This is a genomic window from Paraburkholderia sp. Ac-20342, assembly GCF_017104985.1.
GTDB lineage: Bacteria > Pseudomonadota > Gammaproteobacteria > Burkholderiales > Burkholderiaceae > Paraburkholderia.
In genome coordinates this window covers 54,932-72,587 of sequence record NZ_JAAGPQ010000031.1, presented here as the reverse complement: position 1 = coordinate 72,587, position 17,656 = coordinate 54,932, and the positions used below count along the sequence as shown (strand labels likewise).

The window sequence follows — 17,656 nt, the reverse complement described above, 5'->3', positions numbered from 1 at the left end:
CGACCCTGAAAACCACTGAGCATGAACCGCCCCGATCCTGACGAATTGCTCGACAAGCTGCAGCGCGACGAAGAAAAACGCCAGCGCGGCCGGCTGAAAATTTTCTTTGGCGCGTCGGCCGGCGTCGGCAAGACCTATGCGATGTTGCAGGCCGCGCGCCGCCGCCAGGAAGAGGGCGTCGAGGTGCTGGTCGGCATCGCCGAAACGCATGGGCGCGGCGAAACCGCCGCGCTGCTCGCGGGCCTCGACGTGCTGCCGCTCGCGCATATCGAATACCGCGGCCGCAAGCTCGGCGAGTTCGATCTCGACGCCGCGCTCGCGCGCAAGCCGCAACTGATTCTCGTCGACGAACTCGCGCATTCGAACGTGCCGGGCGCGCGTCATCTGAAGCGCTGGCAGGACGTCTACGAACTGCTTGATGCGGGCCTCGACGTCTATACGACCGTCAACGTGCAGCACCTCGAAAGTCTCAACGACGTGGTCGGCCAGATCACCGGCATCCGCGTGTGGGAGACCGTGCCCGATCGCGTGTTCGATCACGCCGACGAAGTCACGCTCGTCGATCTGCCCGCCGAGGAACTGCTCGACCGCCTGCGCGACGGCAAGGTCTATATGGCGCAGCAGGCCGAGCGCGCGGTGCGCAATTTCTTTCGCAAGGGCAACCTGATCGCGCTGCGCGAGCTGGCGCTGCGCCGCACCGCCGATCGAGTCGACGCGCAGATGCGCGAGTACCGCGCCGACCGTTCGATCCAGCGCATCTGGCAGGCGCGCGAGCGCCTGCTCGTGTGCGTCGGGCCCGGGCCGGAAGCGCCGGCGCTGGTGCGCGCGGCGGCGCGTCTTGCCGCGAGCCTGCGGGCCGACTGGCTCGCCGTGTATGTCGAAACGCCCGCGTTGCAGCGTCTGCCCGATGCGCGCCGCGAACGCACCTTGAACGCGCTGAAGCTCGCCGCCGAACTGGGCGCCGAGACCGCCACGCTCGCCGCCGCCGACGCGCTCGACGCATTGATCGGCTACGCCCAGGCGCGCAACGTGTCGAAGCTCGTGGCGGGCGCCTCGGTGCGCACGGGGCTGAAGCGCTGGCTGCGCAGGCCGCTCGGCGAGCGCATCGCCGAGAAGGGCGGCGACCTCGATCTCACGCTGATTCGCGTATCGTCGGAGCGCGAGGGCGCCGAGCAGCGGCGTCTCCTGAATACGACCGCGAATGCATGGCGCGAGGCCATGAGCGCGGCGCGCGAGCGCCGCTCGCCGGCGCGCGCGTATGCGTTCGCGCTGGCGATCGGCACGGCCATCACGCTGCTGTCGAGCCAGCTGATCGATCGCATCGACCTGACCAATCTCGTGATGCTGTACCTGCTCGGCGTGATCTTCACGGCGGTGAAGCTCGGACGCGGGCCCGGTGTCGTGCTGTCGTTCGCGAGCGTCGCCGCGTTCGATTTCTTTTTCGTGCCGCCGCGCATGTCGCTGTCGGTTTCCGATACGCAGTACCTGCTGACGTTCTTCGGCATGCTGCTGACCTCGCTCGTCATCAGCCATCTGACGTCGAGCCTGCGCCGCGAGGCGAGCGTCGCGCGGCGCCGCGAGCAGCGCACCGGCGCGATGTACGAGATGGCGCGCGAACTGGCCGCGGCGCTGACCACCGAGCAGATCGTCGGAACCGGCAGCCGGCACGTGAGCGAGGTGTTCGGCGCGCGCGTCGCGATCCTGCTGCCGGACAGCGCCAATCAGGTCAGGCAGAAGATCGAGGACCCGGATGCTGCGATCACGCTCGACGGCGGCGCGCTCGATCTCGACGTCGGCCAGTGGGTCTACGATCAGCAGAAGCCGGCCGGCCACGGCACCGACACGCTGCCCGCGGCGGCCGCGCTGTATCTGCCGCTGAAGGCGCCGATGCGCACGCGCGGCGTGCTCGCGGCCGTGCTGCGCGACGAGCGCGAACTCGACGTGCCCGAGCAGCGGCGCATGCTCGACGCGTTCGCCGCGCAGATCGCGCTCGCGCTCGAACGCGTGCATTACGTCGATATCGCGCGCGACGCGCTCGTCAACATGGAGTCGGAGCGGCTGCGCAATTCGTTGCTGTCGGCGATTTCGCACGATCTGCGCACGCCGCTTACGACGATCGTGGGGTTTTCGTCGATGCTCGCGCAGGGGCGGCAGGGGGCGGCGGACGCAGGGAGCGCGCAAGCGTTGGGGAATGCGCGACCTGAGGCGCGGGCCGAGGAGCAACGCGAGGCACAGGCGCACGCACAGCCAGGCGCACCGGTGGAAATAGCGGCACAGGCGCACAGCGCAACGCAAACCGAAGCACAAGCCGCCGCGCGGCGCAGCGACGAACTCGTCGAGGCGATTCACGAAGAGGCGCTGCGCATGACCGGCATCGTCACGAATCTGCTCGACATGGCGCGTTTGCAGGCCGGCAGCCTGCAACTGAACCAGCAATGGACGCTGCTCGAGGAGACTGTCGGCGCCGCGCTGCGCGCCTGCCGGCGCGTGCTCGCCGGGCACCCGGCGCGGGTCGTGCTGCCCGCCGATCTGCCGCTGCTGCACCTCGACGCGGTGCTGATGGAGCGGCTCTTCTCGAACCTGTTCGAGAATGCCGCCAAGTACACCGCGCCCGGCACGCCGCTGACGATCGGCGCAGAGCGGATCGAGGCGGACGGCGCGCCGTTCGTGCGCGTGAGCGTCGATGACGACGGCCCCGGCCTGCCGGCCGGCATGGAAGCGCGCGTGTTCGAGAAGTTCACGCGCGGCGAGAAGGAGTCGGCGAAACCGGGTATCGGCCTCGGGCTCGCGATCTGCCGCGCGATCGTCGAGGCGCACGGCGGCACGATCGGCGCGCTCAACCGGATCGGCGCGGACGGCCGCGTCGCAGGCGCGCGCTTCTGGTTCACGCTGCCGGTCCAGACGCCGCCCGCCGTACCCGATATGCTCGACGACGAAGACGCCGCCCTCAACCCGCAGGACAAACCCGCCCATGAGTGACCCGAGCATCACCGTCGTTCTGATCGAAGACGAAAAGCAGATTCGCCGCTTCGTGCGCACCGCGCTCGAAGGCGAGGGCATCGCCGTGTACGACGCCGAGACCGGCAAGCAGGGGCTCGTCGAAGCGGCCACGCGCCAGCCCGATCTGGTGATCGTCGATCTCGGCCTGCCCGATACCGACGGCCTCGACGTGATCCGCGAGCTGCGCGGCTGGAGCGAGCTGCCGGTGATCGTGCTGTCGGCGCGCACCCAGGAAAGCGAGAAGGTCGCCGCGCTCGACGCCGGCGCCGACGACTACCTGACCAAGCCGTTCGGCGTGTCCGAGCTGCTGGCGCGGATTCGCGCGCATCTGCGGCGGCGCAACCAAGGCGGCGCGAACGAATCGCCGCAGGTGCGCTTCGGCGCGGTCACCGTCGATCTCGCCTTGCGCCAGGTGACGCGCGACGGCGCCGCGATCCATCTGACGCCGATCGAATACCGCCTGCTCGCGACGCTCGTGCGCCACGCGGGCCGCGTGCTCACGCACCGGCAACTGCTGCGCGACGTGTGGGGGCCGTCGCATGTCGAGAGCCATCACTATCTGCGCATCTACATGGCGCATCTGCGCGGCAAGCTCGAACGCGACCCGGCGCAGCCCGAGCATATCGTCACCGAGACCGGCGTCGGCTACCGGCTGGTCGGGGCGGGGTGAAGCCCGCCCGGTTATAATCTCCCGACGTAAGGACGACCTTGCGCTTGCATCGATCATCGGGGACGGCCCCATTTTTATGGAGCTGTCTCTGATGTCCTGGTTTCTTCTTCTGATCGCCGGTTTGCTCGAAGTCGCGTGGGCGGCCGGTCTCAAAACTTCCGAAGGCTTCACCCGTTTCTGGCCGTCCGTGTTCACGATCGTGACCGCGCTCGGCAGCTTCGCGCTGCTCACGCTCGCGATGCGCCAGCTGCCGCTCGGCACCGCCTATGCGGTGTGGACCGGTATCGGCGCGGTCGGCGCGTTCATCTTCGGCGTCGTGATGATGGGCGAGGCGCTGACGCTCGCGCGTGTCGCCAGTGCGTCGCTGATCGTGATCGGGCTCATCGGGCTGAAGCTGTCGTCGGGCCACTGAGGTTGGGCGACCGAGGTTCGGCCACTGAAGTTAGGGCACCGAGCCGGCAGCATTGATTCAACACGCATCGCCCCCCGCCACGGCCGGTTCGCCACCCTGCGTTCTGCGAATTAACGTGGCTATAATGAGACAGAACCTATCCTGAAATTGCCTGCGGCCTGTTCGGCCCGGCTGGCCAGGCGAGCCTGACGACTTCGGCGCGAAGCCTGCGCTTCATTCCGCCGCGGCGCCCGGCACGTCCCAAGCGCGTGGAGGCGGCCATGCTTGAATCACTTTCGCTTGCTGCTGGCCTCTCATGGGGCAGCGGTCTGCGCCTCTATCTGACGGTCCTGCTGGCCGGCGTGTTCGAGCGTCTCGGCCTCATTCATCTGCCCGCCACGCTGTCCGCGCTGTCCTCGCCTTGGGTGATCGGCGCGGCCGCCGTGCTGACGCTCGCCGAATTCCTCGCCGACAAAATCCCCGCGTTCGACTCGCTGTGGGACGCGATCCACACCTTCATCCGCATTCCGGCCGGCGCGGTGCTCGCCGCCGGCGCGCTCGGCCATGCCGATCCGGCTTTGCTGGCGGTCGCGGCGCTCGCGGGCGGCACGCTCGCCGGCACTGCGCATCTTGCGAAGGCCGGTACGCGCGCGCTTATCAATCTGTCGCCGGAACCGTTGTCGAACGTCGTGACCTCGACCGCCGAGGACGGTCTCGTCTTCGGCGGCGTGCTGCTCGCGCTGTTCGTGCCGCTCGCGTTTCTGGTCCTGATGGTAGGCTTTCTGCTGCTCGCGGCGTGGGCATTGCCGCGGTTGTGGCGTGGCGTGCAGGGCGGGTTTCGCGGCATGGCCACGCATATGGTGTCGCGATTTGCGAGGAGCAGGCACGATTGAGCGAAGCACTACCCGGGTCCAAGGCAGGTTCGACGGAGCGCGTCGGCGTAAGCGACGTTAAAGCGGCACGCCGTTTCGGCGGCGCGGATCTGCTGCGCCAGGCGATCCGCATGACGGCGCGCGACTGGCGCGCGGGCGAATTGACGATGCTGCTGCTCGCGCTCGTGCTGGCCATCGCGGCGCTTTCTAGCGTCGGCTTTCTCGCCGATCGGCTGCACCAGGGGCTCGAACGCGACGCGCGGCGCATGATCGCCGCCGATTTCATCGTGCGCGCCGACCATCCGGTTGATCCGCAATTTGCCGCCGAGGCGCGCTCGCTTGGCTTGCGCACCGCCACCACGGCGATCTTCCCGAGCATGATCAATGCGACCGGCGCAAAGCCGGTGTCGCGGCTCGCCGCCGTCAAGGCGGTGTCGCCGGGCTATCCGCTGCGCGGCGCATTGCAGATCGCGCCGGCGCCCGGCGCGGCCGATCATCGGGCGACGTCGATTCCCGCGCCCGGCACCGTGTGGGTCGATCAGGAACTGCTCGACGCCTTGAAGCTGAAGGTCGGCGATGCGGTGAAAGTCGGCAATCGCAGCTTCACGATCGGCGCGCTGATTACGCGCGAACTCGACCGCGGCTTTTCATTCGTCAATTTCTCGCCGCGTCTGATGCTGCGCGCCGACGAACTGCAATCGACCGGTCTCGTCACGTTCGGCAGCCGCGTCACGTATCGGCTGCTGGTGGCCGGTGCCGCCGATGCGGTCGCGCGTTTCACGCAGTTCGCGCATGACCGCGTGGACGGCGGCAAGCTGCGCGGCGTCGCGCTCGAATCGCTGCACGACGGCCAGCCGCAGGTGCGTCAGACGCTCGATCGGGCGGGCCATTTCCTCACGCTCGTCTCGCTGCTGACCGCGCTGCTCGCGGCGGTGGCGATTGCGATGGCGGCGCACCGCTATATGCGCCGGCATCTCGACGGCTGCGCTGCGATGCGCTGTCTCGGCGTGAGCCAAGCCGCGCTGTGCGCGCTTTTCACGCTCGAATTCGCCGGGCTCGGCGTGATCGGCGGGGTGCTGGGCGTCGCGCTCGGCTATCTCGGCCACCTCGCGCTGCTGACGTGGCTTGGTAGCCTGATCGACGTCGTGCTGCCGCAGCCGACGCTGTGGCCCGCGCTCGAAGGCATCGCGGCCGGCCTCGTGCTGCTGCTCGGCTTCGCGTTGCCGCCGCTGTTGCCGCTCACGCGCGTGCCGCCGGTGCGCGTGCTGCGCCGCGAATGGGGCGAGGCGGGGCGCACCGCGTGGGCCGCCTACGCGCTCGGCATCGTGCTGTTCGCGGGGCTGCTGATTGTCGCGGCCGGTGAGTTGAAGCTCGGCGGTATCGTCGCGGGCGGCTTCGCGGGCGGGCTGCTCGTGTTCGCCTGCATCGCGCGGCTCGCGCTATGGGGCGCGGCGCGCATCGTGCGCAGCGAGCGCGTCAACGCGGGGATCGGCTGGCGCTATGCGCTCGCGTCGCTCGAACGCCGCAGCAGCACGAGCGCGCTGCAGATCACCGCGCTCGGCATCGGCCTCATGTGCCTGCTGCTGATCGCGATGACGCGCAACGACCTCGTGCAAGGCTGGCGCAAATCGACGCCGCCCGATGCGCCGAACCTGTTCATCATCGATATCCAGCCCGACCAGCGCGACGCGGTCACGCAATATCTCGCCGCGCACGGCGTACCCGGCGCGCAGCTTTCGCCGATGGTGCGCGGGCGGCTCGTCGCGATCAACGGCAAGCCGGTCGATCCGGACTCGTTCAAGGGCCAGGACGCGCGGCGTCTGGTGGACCGCGAGTTCAACCTGTCGTACACGACCGAGCTGCCCGACGACAACCGTATCGCCGCGGGCAAGTGGTACGGCGACACGACGACGCCGCAGATTTCGATCGAGCAGGGGCTCGCGAAACTGATCAACGTGAAGCCTGGCGACGTGCTGCGTTTCGACGTGACGGGCCTGCAAATCGACGCGCCGGTTACGAGTCTGCGCAAGCTCGACTGGGGTTCGTTCAAGGTCAATTTCTTCGTGCTGATGCCGCCCGCCGCGCTGCGCGATTTTCCGGCGACGTTCATCACGAGCTTCCATCTGCCGCCGGACCGGCAGGCGACGATCGACGGCCTGATCGCCGCCTATCCGAACCTCACCGCGATCGACACGGGTCCGATACTCGCGCAGGTGCAGCGCGTGCTGCAGCAGGTGATCGGTGCGGTGCAGTTCCTGTTCGCGTTCACGCTCGCGGCCGGCGTGCTGGTGCTGTACGCGGCGCTCGCCGGCACGCGCGACGAGCGTATGCGAGAATCCGCGCTGCTGCGCGCGCTCGGCGCGTCGCATCGGCAGGTGCGCGCGGTGCAGGTCGCCGAATTCGTCGCGGTCGGGGCGCTGGCCGGCTTGATGGCGGCGGCGGGGGCGCAGATCGTCGGCTCGCTGCTCGCGACGCACGTGTTCGAGTTCTATCTGGACTTCGATCCGTGGCTGCTGCCGGCGGGCATCGCCGCCGGGGTTGCCTGCGCGGGCGTGGGTGGCTGGCTGAGTCTGCGGCATGTGCTGGCACGGCCCGCGCTGCAATCGCTGCGTGATGCATGATGCGCGACGCGTGATTTTTTCCCGATGGTTTTTTCTGGCGGTTGAGCAGGGTATGAGCGATTTGAACGACGAAGTGTCCGCGGACAAACCGACGGCCTTCGAGCTGGTGGGCGGCGAGGCGCGCGTGCGCGAACTGGTCGACCGGTTTTACGACCTGATGGACCTCGAAGCGGATTTCGCCGGGATTCGCGCGCTGCATCCGGCATCGCTCGACGGGTCGCGCGACAAGCTGTTCTGGTTCCTGTGCGGCTGGCTCGGCGGCCCCGATCACTACATCAGCCGCTTCGGCCATCCGCGTCTGCGCGCGCGGCATCTGCCGTTCGCGATTGCCTCGGGCGAACGCGACCAGTGGCTGCGCTGCATGGCGTGGGCGATGCAGGACATCGGCCTCGCCGAGCCGCTGCGCGAGCGTCTGCTCGGCTCGTTCTTCGAAACCGCGGACTGGATGCGCAACCGCAATGGCTGAGCCGCGGCAACCGACCCCATCGGCGCCTGCCTCTGCGATTGACGCCGACTACGCGGCGCTCCCCATGCGGGCACGCGACGTGCTCGACTGCTGGTTCGGCGCGCCGGGTTCGCCGGAATACGGCACGGAGCGCAAGCTCTGGTTCACGCGCGACGACGCTTTCGATACGATGCTGCGCGAACGTTTCGGCGACCTGATCGATGCGGCGCTCGCCGGCGAACTCGACGCGTGGCAGGCCACGCCGCTCGGCACGCTCGCGCTCGTCATCGTGCTCGATCAGTTCTCGCGCAACTGCCATCGCAACACGCCGCGCGCATTCGCCGCCGACAGCAAGGCGCTGCAGATCGCGCAACGGATGATCGCAAGCGGTGCCGATCGGCTGCTGCCCGGCGCGCAGCATCGCGTGTTCGCGTATCTGCCGTTCGAACACGACGAAACGCTCGCGAGCCAGCATGAGTCGCTGCGGCTCTTCGGTCAGCTGGCGGCGGAGCCGGGCGGCGCGAGCTACTACCGCCATGCAGTGCGGCACGCGGAGATCGTCGAGCGGTTCGGCCGCTTCCCGCATCGCAATGCCGTGCTCGGGCGCGCCTCGAGCGACGGAAAGCGCGTTTCTGCGCGAGCCCGGGTCGTCGTTCTAGCCGCTTCCCGCGGCTTTCAGCAGCTTCCATCCGAGCGCGCGTTGGCGTGCCCGGCGCGCGCGTTGCCTTCTAGTCGTCGCCGCGCACCGTGCCTGCAACCGGCGTGCGCACGAAGACGCGCAGCAGTTCATCCGAATCGCCGGGCCGCGCGCCGGACCAGAATAGTTGCCATTCACCGGGCGGTTGGGGCGCATGGTCGCGGCGGCTTTCCTCGATGAGCCAGGTGCAGGCGGTCGTACGCGGGTTCTCGTTCGGCTGATGGACGATGCCGGTGTAGTAGTAGAGCATCGGCGCCTCGGACTCGCCGAGGCTCGCGCTTGCCATGCAATCGCCGTCGTTCCATTCGATGTTTATCTTCGCGCCGAGGTCCAGGAACACCGAGCGGTAGCTCTTCGCGTCATCGAGCCACGGCAGCAGCAGCGTGCTGACGAGCCCCCACGCGAGCATCGCGCCCGCGCACCAGCTGAGCGCGCCACGCCATTTGCCCGCGTATTTGAAGGACGGCAGCAGCCATAGCCAGCCGATCGTCAGCAGCAAGGCGGCGGCGATCATCGCGGGCTTGATCGGCAGCACCCAGTCGAGCGGCAGCCAGCGTCCGAGCCAATGCAGCGAGGCATGCGTGCTCACCGGGCTCGTCATGATCGACCAGATGATCCACGCGAGCACAGCCGTGCCGCCGAACAGCACGCGGCTCATCATGTCCCAGACGACGTGCAGCCGCGCCGGCAGCCGCTCGACGCCTTGCATCGCAAGCAGCGCAAGCGGGGCGATGAACGGCAGGATGTACAGCTCGCGCACGGTCGCCGAACTTTGCAGCACGGCGAAACCGATGCCCGCGAAAAGCGCCGGCAAGGCGATGCGCGGGTCGCGCCAGCGTCGCCACGCGCCGCTGGCGAGCGCAGCCAGCGCAAGCGGTACGACCGGAAAGCCGACGCTCAGCACGGTGCGCAGCACGAACAGACGGCTCTCGTTCTCGGAGCCCAGTTCGGGCACCGAAAAGCCGAAGAAGCGCCCGATGTTGTTGTCCCACAACCAGACCTTGAACAGCGCTTCGGAGCGCAGGTAGAAGCAGATCGGCCAGATCAGCGCGAACGGCGCGCAAACGAGCGCGGCGATGCCGAGCGCGCTCGCGAAGCTGCGGCTGCGGCACGCGGGATAGAGGACGAGCACCGCGCAGGTGGTCGCGCCGAAGACGAGCGGCACGAACAGGCCCTTGGCGAGCAGCGACACGCCGACGCCCGCGCCGAACATCGCCGCGCCGCTCAGGATCGCGTGGCGGCGCCCTGGGGCGTCGAGCGGCCGGGTGTGCGACTGCGCGGGTGTCGGCGATGGCGCGTTCCGTGCGGCGTCGCGCAGATGCACGAGCACGAGTTCGAACAGCCCGCAGAAGCCGAGTGCGGCGCCGGCCATCAGCGCGACGTCGGTCATCATGTCGTGCGCGTGCTTGACGACGGCGAGCGTGCCGCCGAACAGCGCGAGCGTGCCGATCACGCGCAGATCGAACCAGCTCGATGCATCGGTCGCGCGGCGCGCCACGCGGGCCGTGTAGTAGATGGTCAGGCCCGCGAACAGCGCGCTCGCGAGACGCGCGGCGTCATGCAGCGGCAGGTAGCGGCCCAGCATCCACGCGAGGCCGGCGGCGACCCAGTCGTAGATCGGCGGTTTTTCGACGAAGGGCTGGCCCGCGTTGGTCGGCACGACGAGATCGCCGCTCTCGAGCATGTGCTGGACGATGCCGAACGTGTAGGTTTCGTCCTGTTTCCACGGCTCGTGGCCGAGGATGCCCGGCAACAGCCATGCGCAAAGGATCGCCAGCGCGACGATCCACAGCAGCGGACGGGTTGCCGCAAGCGCGCGCCAGCGTTGCAAGGCGCGTGCGGCGCGATCGGCGGGGCAGCGGGTGGGGCGCGCGTCGGCGGAGCCAGTCGCCTGGGTCTCCTGGCTGGTGGCGGCCGCGCGCGCGTTGCCGGCGGCCGCAGCCGAGGTCGGGGCCGTTGCCGTGGCGTTCTCCGCGCGCCACGTCGCTGACTGCTTGTCTTGCATGGAAATCTCAGGTCGATGTACGCGGCGGCGTGGGCCTCGTACTTATGTTCTGGCTTGCAGCGTGCGTCGTCGAAACGGCGCACGTTCCGGCCGATTCTAACGCCATATTATTACGGGGGATTACAGGGAAAGGGCCGAGCGTGGCGTTTTATCCACGCGAGTGTGCGTTTGCCGCCAGATCGGCGGGAATGCGCCGTGGAGCAGGGAAGAAAAAAGCGCGGCCACGATGGGCCGCGCTTGGGGTGCGAGGGACTGCGGCCTGGCGATCCGGCGCGTCAGCGTCCGCCGGCCACGTCGAAAAGCGCGCCCGTCACATACGATGCCGCGTCGCTCAGCAGCCACACGACGGCTTCGGCCACTTCGTCGGCGCTGCCGGGGCGGCCGAGCGGCGTGGTCGCGCCGAGTTGCGCGGCCCGCTCGGGCTTGCCGCCGCTCGCGTGAATCTCGGTGTCGATGAGGCCCGGGCGCACCGCGTTCACGCGCACGCCGCGCGGGCCGAGTTCTTTCGCGAGCCCGAGCGTCATCGTGTCGATCGCGCCTTTCGAGCCTGCGTAATCGACGTATTCGTTCGGCGAACCGAGCCGCGCCGCTGCCGACGAAATATTGACGATCGCGCCGCCCGCGCCGCCGCGATCGCTCGACATGCGCCGCGCGGCTTCGCGCGCGCACAGGTAGGCGCCGAGCACGTTGACGTCGAACATGCGCTTCAGGCGCGCGAGGTCCATGTCGGCGAGCGGGCTCGACGGCGCGACGATGCCCGCGTTGTTGACGAGCGCGTCGATGCGGCCGAAGGTCTGCTGCAGCGTATCGAACATTGCGATTACGTCGGCTTCGTCGGCGACGTCGCCGGCGATCGGCACCGCGCGGCCGCCCGCGCGCTCCACTTCGCCGACCGTCTGCTGCGCGGCCGCCAGGTCGCGCACGTAATTGACGCCGACGAACCAGCCGCGCGCGCCGAGCAGACGTGCGGTTGCGCGGCCGATGCCGCGGCTGCCGCCGGTAATCAGAACAGCTTTCGTCATGGCAACCTCGTGGTTCGGATGGATCGCGCGGGGCTCGCAAAAAGCCTGCAAGCCGTATTCAGGCCATGTTCGGGCTGCGCCTGGATTGCGCTCAATGCGCTCAAGGCAGGGTGAAGCCGGTGCTCAAACAGAGATCAAAGCGGCGGTCGAACCAGTGCGAAACCGGCGCGAAACCAGCGTCGAGTCGAAGCAAGGCAAAGCCACCACGGAGCCCGCATGCCAGCATGGAAGCGGCCTCAAACTGCCGCATCAACCGCCGCCTCCAGCCTCGGCCTCAAACCGTATTGCCCTGCACCGCCCACTTGTCGCGCACGGGCGGCCGATAGCCGCGCAGCTTGCCGATCAGCGCGGCGGGATCGGCGTCGATCTGCAGCATGTCGAGATAGGTGCGGCGCATGAAGCCTTCGTCGACCGTATGGCGCAGCAGCTGGATCAGCGGGTCGTAGAAGTGGCCGGTATTGAGCAGCGCGACGGGTTTGCCGTGATAGCCGAGCTGGGCCCACGTGAAGACCTCGAACAGCTCTTCGAGCGTGCCCGCGCCGCCCGGCATCGCGACGAACGCGTCGGACAGCTCGGCCATCATCTTCTTGCGATGATGCATGTCGGGCACCACGTGCAGTTCGGTTAGCCCGTTATGGCCGACTTCCTTGTCGACGAGCAGTTCGGGAATCACGCCGATCGCGCGGCCGCCTTCGGCCATCACCGTATCGGCGATCACGCCCATCAGCCCGACCTTGCCGCCGCCGTAGACGAGCGTGAGGCCGCTTTGCACGAGCGCGCGGCCGAAGGCGCGCGCGGCCTGTTCGTACAGCGGTTTGACTCCCATCGAGGAGCCGCAATATACGCACACCGACTTCATGCTCAGCTGTCCTTCGATTCGTTGCGAGGCGCGGCGCCTTCGCGCGGCGGCAGGTAGTCGTAAAACTCGCGCTTGGGCAGCTTGCCGGAGACGAGGTCGTCGAAAATCTGCCGCGAGCGGCCGCGCAGGTAGGGCGCCATCAGCGAGACGATCTGCACGCTGACCTGGTGCAGTTCCGCGCGGATCGCTTCCTGTTCGTTGTATTTGCGCGGGTTCATGACGAACTGGTACGACAGCCAGTACGTGCCGATCACGCCGACGTTGGTCGCGATCACCTGCAGTTCCTGCGGCGTCGCGACCATTTCGCCGTCGGCGACGAGCTGCTCGCAGAACTGGCTCGCGAAGCGCACCTTGTGGCTGATGATCTGCTTGAAGTGGGTTTCGAGCGTGCGGTTGCGCGCGAGCAGATCGTTCAGGTCGCGGTACAGGAAGCGGTAGCGCCAGGTGAAATCGACCATGTATTGCAGATACGACCACATTTCGTCGATCGTCGCGCGATGGTCGTCGGGGAACCGCAGACGCTTTTCGATCTCCTGCTCGAACTGGCTGAAGATGCTGTTGATGATGTCGTCTTTGTTGCGGAAGTGGTAGTACAGGTTGCCTGGACTGATTTCCATTTCCTCGGCGATCGTCGTCGTCGTGACGTTCGGCTCGCCGATTTCGTTGAAGAGTTTCAACGAGAGTTCGAGAATCCGTTCGCGCGTGCGGCGGGGAGGTTTGGCTTCCATGTCGTCCGGCCCTGGTTATGCCGGGCTGGGCGCGCGGCGGCGTGCCGCTGCTGCGTGTTCCACCCGGATGCGGTTGGTATATTGAGCGCTCCCCAGCCCGCCGCTCGGCAGGCCCCCCGAGGGGGCGGCAAAGCCTTGGGCGCTGCCTTGCCCGGGGCTTTTCCGTGGGACTGTCTAACGATTATAAACCGAGCGTTCTCGTACCTAGCCGCCCTACAGGATTTTCCTTGCCGGGGACGCGGCGGCGCGTGCGGGCCGCCATCCGGTTTGCATCACAACCACATGCGCAACCAGCGCACTACGAGCGGTCCGACGATCACTCCCCACGTCATCACGCACATGCCGAGCGCGACCATCACGGCCGCGCTGCCGAGATCCTTCGCGCGCCGCGACAGCTCGTGGCGTTCGAGCGAAATGCGGTCGATCGCGGCTTCGACGCTCGAATTGAGCAGCTCGACGATCAGCACGAGCAGCACCGAGCCGAGCAGCAGCACGTGCGATACGGGATCGACCGGCACGAGGATGCCGCACGGAATCAGGATCGCGGCGAGAGTCAGTTCCTGGCGAAACGCGCTTTCCTCGCGAATTGCCACGCGAAAGCCGGCCAGCGAATTTTTCATCGCGTGCCAGGCGCGCGTGAGACCGCGATTGCCCTTGTACGGATTGAACGGCAGCGGCGCGAGCGGGTCGTCGGGGCTCAGCGGTTCGTGCGTGGTGTCGTCGTCGAACGGCTCGACGCTCTCGGGCTCGCGCGTGGATTCGACGGCGCGCAATGCGCTGCCCGACTTGCGCTCCGCATTGGATCGGCTTCGCATGGGCGGTTCGGCGCGCCGCGTCATGCGGCGGCGCTTTCCTCGCGATACGCTTCGCGCCGCAGCGGCTTCAGATGCGCGGCGAATTGCGCGGACGCGGCGGCCCACGAGAAGCGCTCGGCCCATGCGCGCGCGTCGTGGCGATCGATCTTCATCGCTTCGAGGCAGGCCTCGCGCAGGTCCTCGTGCATCGCGCCGGCGTTGCCGTCGCCGAGCACGTCGATCGGACCCGTGACCGGGTAGGCGGCCACCGGCGTGCCGCAGGCGAGCGCTTCGAGCAGCACGAGGCCGAACGTGTCGGTGCGGCTCGGGAACACGAAGACGTCGGCGGCCGCGTAGACCTTCGCGAGTTCGGCCTGCGACAGCACGCCGAGGTAGTTCGCCTGCGGATAGCGCGACTTCAGCTCGGCGAGCGCCGGGCCTTCGCCCGCGACCCACTTCGAGCCGGGCAGATCGAGCTGCAGAAACGCCTCGACGTTCTTCTCGACCGCCACGCGCCCGACGTACAGGAAGATCGGCCGCGCGGTGTTGAGCACCTTCGAGTCCATCGGATGGAAGATGTCGAGGTCGACACCGCGCGTCCACAGCACGACGTTCGTGAAGCCGAACTTTTCCAGATCCTGCTTGACGACGGGCGTCGGCGCCATCACCGCGAGCGAGGGCTTGTGGAACCAGTGCAGGAACTTGTAGGTCGCGGTAAGCGGAATGCCGAAACGCGCTTGCACGTATTCGGGAAAGCGCGTGTGATAGGCGGTCGTGAACGGCAGCTTGTGCTGCAGCGCATAGGAGCGCGCGGCCATGCCGAGCGGCCCTTCGGTCGCGATGTGCAGCGCGTCGGGCGCGAAGCGGTCGATGCGCTCGCGCAGCTTGCGGCGCGGCAGCAGCGACAGGCGGATTTCCGGATACGTCGGGCAGGGGATCGTTTTGAATTCGAGCGGCGTCAGCAGATCGACTTCATGGCCGAGCGCCATGAGTTCGCGCGTGGTGTTTTTCAGCGTGCGCACGACGCCGTTGACCTGCGGTTCCCATGCGTCGGTGACGATCATGATCTTCATCGATTGATTCCTCGATTGACTCATCGATTGGTTCCCGATTCGGGGCCGATTGAAGCGGCGGGCGCTAGGCGGTGGCCCGGGCCTTCTGCGCGCCGGCTTGCGGGGCTTGCAGCGTGGTCCAGAAGATCACCTTGAGCTCGCCCTCGTACGTCTCGACGAGTGCCGACAGACTCTCGACCCAGTCGCCGTCGTTGCAATACAGCACGCCGTCGATCTCGCGCATCTCGGCCTTGTGGATGTGCCCGCAAACGACGCCGTCGCAGCCGCGGCGGCGCGCTTCGTCGGTCATCACGGTCTCGAACGAGGAGATGAAGTTGACCGCGTTCTTGACCTGATGCTTGAGGTACTGCGAGAGCGACCAGTACGGGAAGCCGAGCTTGCTGCGGATGCGGTTGAACCAGCGGTTCAGCACGAGGATCATCGTGTAGAGCGTGTCGCCGAGATAGGCGAGCCACTTCGCGTGCTGGATCACGCCGTCGAACAGATCGCCGTGCACGATCCACATGCGCTTGCCGGCGAGTGTGGTGTGGAACGCTTCACCGCGCACGTGGATGTCGCCGAACGCGAGGTCGCAGAACTGGCGCGCGGCTTCGTCGTGATTGCCGGGCACGTAGATCACCTGGGTGCCTTTGCGCGCCTTGCGCAGCACTTTCTGCACGACGTCGTTGTGCGCCTGCGGCCAGTACCAGCCTTTCTTCAACTGCCAGCCGTCGATGATGTCGCCGACGAGGTAGAGGTACTCCGATTCGTTGTGGCGCAGGAAGTCGAGCAGATAGCTGGCCTGGCAGCCGCTCGAGCCGAGATGGATGTCGGAGAGCCAGATCGTGCGATAGCGATGCGGATCGGCGTGGCTGTCATCGGGATGATCGGCGTGGGCATCGAGGGGCGGCGTCGCCGGCGGCGGCAGACCGTGCTGGGCGGAACCCGGGGCCGGACGGAAAGCGACGGTGTCGACGCTCGGGCCGATCTGGCGAAACAGGGAAGTCGCGGACGTCTTGGGGTCCATGGCTTACACGTCGAGTGGCGGTGCCCGTATTGGGCCTGGCGCGCGTGACTCTGACGTGACAGTCATGAGAAGTTCTTATTACGAGGGGGCCTGCGGCGCAGAGAACAAAGACAAAGAAGCCCCGCCCCGCCCAAGGGGCCACTAACCCTGCACTATTCTCGTCCCCGCCAACCGGTCATGCAGAAACTGCCGCTGCGAATCAAAACGCCCACTCGCGGCCCACACCACGAACCAGACACCCGCAACGACAAGCGTCTGCGGCACCCGCAATCCCAGCAGCGGATGCACCGCAAGCGGCGGTAAAAACCACAGCCATGCAAGCACATAACGCGCAACCGCCCGTGCGACGGAAAGCGGCCCGCCATCGGCGGAAACGACCCGCAGGCGCCAGGTCTTCATCGGCAGCGTCTGTCCGCCGTGAGTCCAGAACCACACGAAGTACACGCCGACCACGAGCCCGATCCAGCCGGCCAGCAGATTGTGATGCGTGAGGCCGTTGCGCTGCTGCGTCAGCGTGCTGAACAGATAACCGGCGATAAACACGACGCCGAACAGGATCACCGCTTCGTAGAGCAACGCCGCAAGCCGGCGCCGCACGGTCGGCACCATGCCGGGCGCGGGGGTGGTGGGCAGGGGCGAGGTCGCGAGGGGCTGGGACACGGGAGGGGCGAGGGAGGGACGAGGTGGCGGATCAGGAGCCGTTGAAGATCGACGGCGCTTCGGCCGGCGATACCGGCACCGGCGTCGCCGGCACGAAACTGCCCGCCGCCGGAATCGCGGGCGGCGACGGCAGCGCGCTCGTTCCCGGCGACGATGCGGCCGCCGCGGCGCTCGCCGCTGCCGCCTCGCTCGCGCCGCCATGTTCGCGCGCGTTGACGAGGCGGTCGATACCCTTGAGCTCGTTACGCGCCGACGGCGGCGCGCTGACGACGCTCGGCCGGCGTTTGTGCTCGCTGGCGGCCAGCCGTTCCTTCAGGTCCTCGGGCAGTTGCTGATACGCCTTCCACGCGTTCTGGCGGGCTTCGCGCGGCAATTCCTTCGATACCTGGTAGTTCTCGCGCGCGACACGCCGCTGATCCGGCGTCATGCGGACCCATTCGCTCATGCGCTCGTGCAGGCGTTTTTGCGCATCAGGCGACATCTTCGCGTAACGCGATGCGATCTTGACCCAATTGCGCTTGCGCTCGTCGCTAAACGAATCCCATTCGGAGGCGAACGGCGCGAGCGCGACATGCTCGGCGGCGCTCAGGCGCGCCCATGCAAGCGGACTGTTGTTGCCGGGCAGGCCGGGCAATTCGACGGACAGCGTGGGGGCGGGGGCTTTCGCTGTGGCGTTGTTGCCGGCCGAGGGGCTGGCCGGGGCTGCCGGGCCCGGATGAAAGCGCGGGTACGTCGCGGCAAACGACACCAGGGCCGCGATCGTGCATCCGAAAACAACGGCCAGGCCGCGCTTGTAACTCACCCGAGAAATCT

Annotated in this window: 15 protein-coding genes and 1 pseudogene; 7 read left to right on the top strand and 9 right to left on the bottom strand. The window is 67.7% G+C overall.

Annotated elements, in window-relative coordinates:
• Positions 1–21: 21 nt before the first annotated feature.
• The 7 genes and pseudogenes from G3N58_RS14915 (at position 22) to G3N58_RS14885 (ending at position 8,658) form a co-directional block, all read left to right on the top strand.
• The gene (locus G3N58_RS14915; RefSeq protein WP_205999489.1) at positions 22–2,979 is read left to right on the top strand and encodes a DUF4118 domain-containing protein; all 2,958 of its coding nucleotides are present in this window, start codon (positions 22–24) and stop codon (positions 2,977–2,979) included.
• The gene (gene kdpE, locus G3N58_RS14910; protein ID WP_205999488.1) at positions 2,972–3,670 is read left to right on the top strand and encodes a two-component system response regulator KdpE; all 699 of its coding nucleotides are present in this window, start codon (positions 2,972–2,974) and stop codon (positions 3,668–3,670) included. Before G3N58_RS14915 ends, kdpE begins: the two co-directional genes overlap by 8 nt.
• A gap of 91 nt (positions 3,671–3,761) precedes the next feature.
• Complete coding sequence (sugE, locus tag G3N58_RS14905) at positions 3,762–4,082, top strand: quaternary ammonium compound efflux SMR transporter SugE (RefSeq protein ID WP_167047826.1); 321 nt, start codon at positions 3,762–3,764, stop codon at positions 4,080–4,082.
• Between the two features lie 260 nt (positions 4,083–4,342).
• Positions 4,343–4,954, top strand: a complete 612-nt coding sequence (locus tag G3N58_RS14900; protein ID WP_167047823.1) for a DUF4126 domain-containing protein — start codon at positions 4,343–4,345, stop codon at positions 4,952–4,954.
• Positions 4,955–5,064: 110 nt separating this feature from the next.
• A complete protein-coding gene (locus G3N58_RS14895) occupies positions 5,065–7,554 on the top strand; it encodes an FtsX-like permease family protein (RefSeq protein ID WP_205999493.1) in 2,490 nt (829 codons plus the stop codon).
• Positions 7,555–7,606: 52 nt separating this feature from the next.
• On the top strand, positions 7,607–8,020 hold the full coding sequence (locus G3N58_RS14890) for a group II truncated hemoglobin (protein ID WP_167047820.1): 414 nt from the start codon (positions 7,607–7,609) through the stop codon (positions 8,018–8,020).
• Positions 8,013–8,658, top strand: a pseudogene (locus G3N58_RS14885) (DUF924 family protein). Before G3N58_RS14890 ends, G3N58_RS14885 begins: the two are co-directional and overlap by 8 nt.
• A 69-nt stretch (positions 8,659–8,727) precedes the next feature.
• On the opposite strand, the gene G3N58_RS14880 reads toward G3N58_RS14885, so the two are convergent.
• From G3N58_RS14880 to G3N58_RS14840, 9 genes are all read right to left on the bottom strand, one after another.
• Positions 8,728–10,701, bottom strand: coding sequence for a glycosyl transferase (locus G3N58_RS14880; protein ID WP_205999487.1), 1,974 nt, complete (start codon positions 10,699–10,701; stop codon positions 8,728–8,730).
• Positions 10,702–10,976: 275 nt separating this feature from the next.
• Positions 10,977–11,723, bottom strand: coding sequence for an SDR family oxidoreductase (locus G3N58_RS14875; RefSeq protein ID WP_167047811.1), 747 nt, complete (start codon positions 11,721–11,723; stop codon positions 10,977–10,979).
• 274 nt (positions 11,724–11,997) lie between these two features.
• A complete protein-coding gene (locus G3N58_RS14870; RefSeq protein WP_167047809.1) occupies positions 11,998–12,582 on the bottom strand; it encodes a TIGR00730 family Rossman fold protein in 585 nt (194 codons plus the stop codon).
• A gap of 2 nt (positions 12,583–12,584) precedes the next feature.
• A complete protein-coding gene (locus G3N58_RS14865) occupies positions 12,585–13,310 on the bottom strand; it encodes a TetR/AcrR family transcriptional regulator (RefSeq protein WP_167047806.1) in 726 nt (241 codons plus the stop codon).
• A gap of 272 nt (positions 13,311–13,582) precedes the next feature.
• Complete coding sequence (locus tag G3N58_RS14860; protein ID WP_167047803.1) at positions 13,583–14,125, bottom strand: diacylglycerol kinase; 543 nt, start codon at positions 14,123–14,125, stop codon at positions 13,583–13,585.
• Positions 14,126–14,145: 20 nt separating this feature from the next.
• On the bottom strand, positions 14,146–15,177 hold the full coding sequence (locus tag G3N58_RS14855) for a glycosyltransferase family 1 protein (protein ID WP_167047800.1): 1,032 nt from the start codon (positions 15,175–15,177) through the stop codon (positions 14,146–14,148).
• Positions 15,178–15,241: 64 nt separating this feature from the next.
• A complete protein-coding gene (locus G3N58_RS14850; RefSeq protein ID WP_167047798.1) occupies positions 15,242–16,183 on the bottom strand; it encodes a UDP-2,3-diacylglucosamine diphosphatase in 942 nt (313 codons plus the stop codon).
• A 141-nt stretch (positions 16,184–16,324) separates the two neighbouring features.
• The gene (locus tag G3N58_RS14845; RefSeq protein ID WP_167047995.1) at positions 16,325–16,792 is read right to left on the bottom strand and encodes an RDD family protein; all 468 of its coding nucleotides are present in this window, start codon (positions 16,790–16,792) and stop codon (positions 16,325–16,327) included.
• 82 nt (positions 16,793–16,874) lie between these two features.
• Positions 16,875–17,645, bottom strand: coding sequence for a DUF3106 domain-containing protein (locus G3N58_RS14840; RefSeq protein ID WP_205999486.1), 771 nt, complete (start codon positions 17,643–17,645; stop codon positions 16,875–16,877).
• Between the last annotated feature and the right edge of the window lie 11 nt (positions 17,646–17,656).

Coding starts and splice junctions, on each gene's coding strand:
- G3N58_RS14845 (WP_167047995.1), bottom strand. CDS start 16,792: ATGGTGCCGACCGTGCGGCGCCGGCTTGCGGCGTTGCTCTACGAAGCG.
- G3N58_RS14870 (WP_167047809.1), bottom strand. CDS start 12,582: ATGAAGTCGGTGTGCGTATATTGCGGCTCCTCGATGGGAGTCAAACCG.
- G3N58_RS14900 (WP_167047823.1), top strand. CDS start 4,343: ATGCTTGAATCACTTTCGCTTGCTGCTGGCCTCTCATGGGGCAGCGGT.
- G3N58_RS14890 (WP_167047820.1), top strand. CDS start 7,607: ATGAGCGATTTGAACGACGAAGTGTCCGCGGACAAACCGACGGCCTTC.
- G3N58_RS14860 (WP_167047803.1), bottom strand. CDS start 14,125: ATGCGAAGCCGATCCAATGCGGAGCGCAAGTCGGGCAGCGCATTGCGC.
- G3N58_RS14875 (WP_167047811.1), bottom strand. CDS start 11,723: ATGACGAAAGCTGTTCTGATTACCGGCGGCAGCCGCGGCATCGGCCGC.
- G3N58_RS14865 (WP_167047806.1), bottom strand. CDS start 13,310: ATGGAAGCCAAACCTCCCCGCCGCACGCGCGAACGGATTCTCGAACTC.
- G3N58_RS14915 (WP_205999489.1), top strand. CDS start 22: ATGAACCGCCCCGATCCTGACGAATTGCTCGACAAGCTGCAGCGCGAC.
- kdpE (WP_205999488.1), top strand. CDS start 2,972: ATGAGTGACCCGAGCATCACCGTCGTTCTGATCGAAGACGAAAAGCAG.
- sugE (WP_167047826.1), top strand. CDS start 3,762: ATGTCCTGGTTTCTTCTTCTGATCGCCGGTTTGCTCGAAGTCGCGTGG.
- G3N58_RS14850 (WP_167047798.1), bottom strand. CDS start 16,183: ATGGACCCCAAGACGTCCGCGACTTCCCTGTTTCGCCAGATCGGCCCG.
- G3N58_RS14855 (WP_167047800.1), bottom strand. CDS start 15,177: ATGAAGATCATGATCGTCACCGACGCATGGGAACCGCAGGTCAACGGC.
- G3N58_RS14880 (WP_205999487.1), bottom strand. CDS start 10,701: ATGCAAGACAAGCAGTCAGCGACGTGGCGCGCGGAGAACGCCACGGCA.
- G3N58_RS14895 (WP_205999493.1), top strand. CDS start 5,065: ATGACGGCGCGCGACTGGCGCGCGGGCGAATTGACGATGCTGCTGCTC.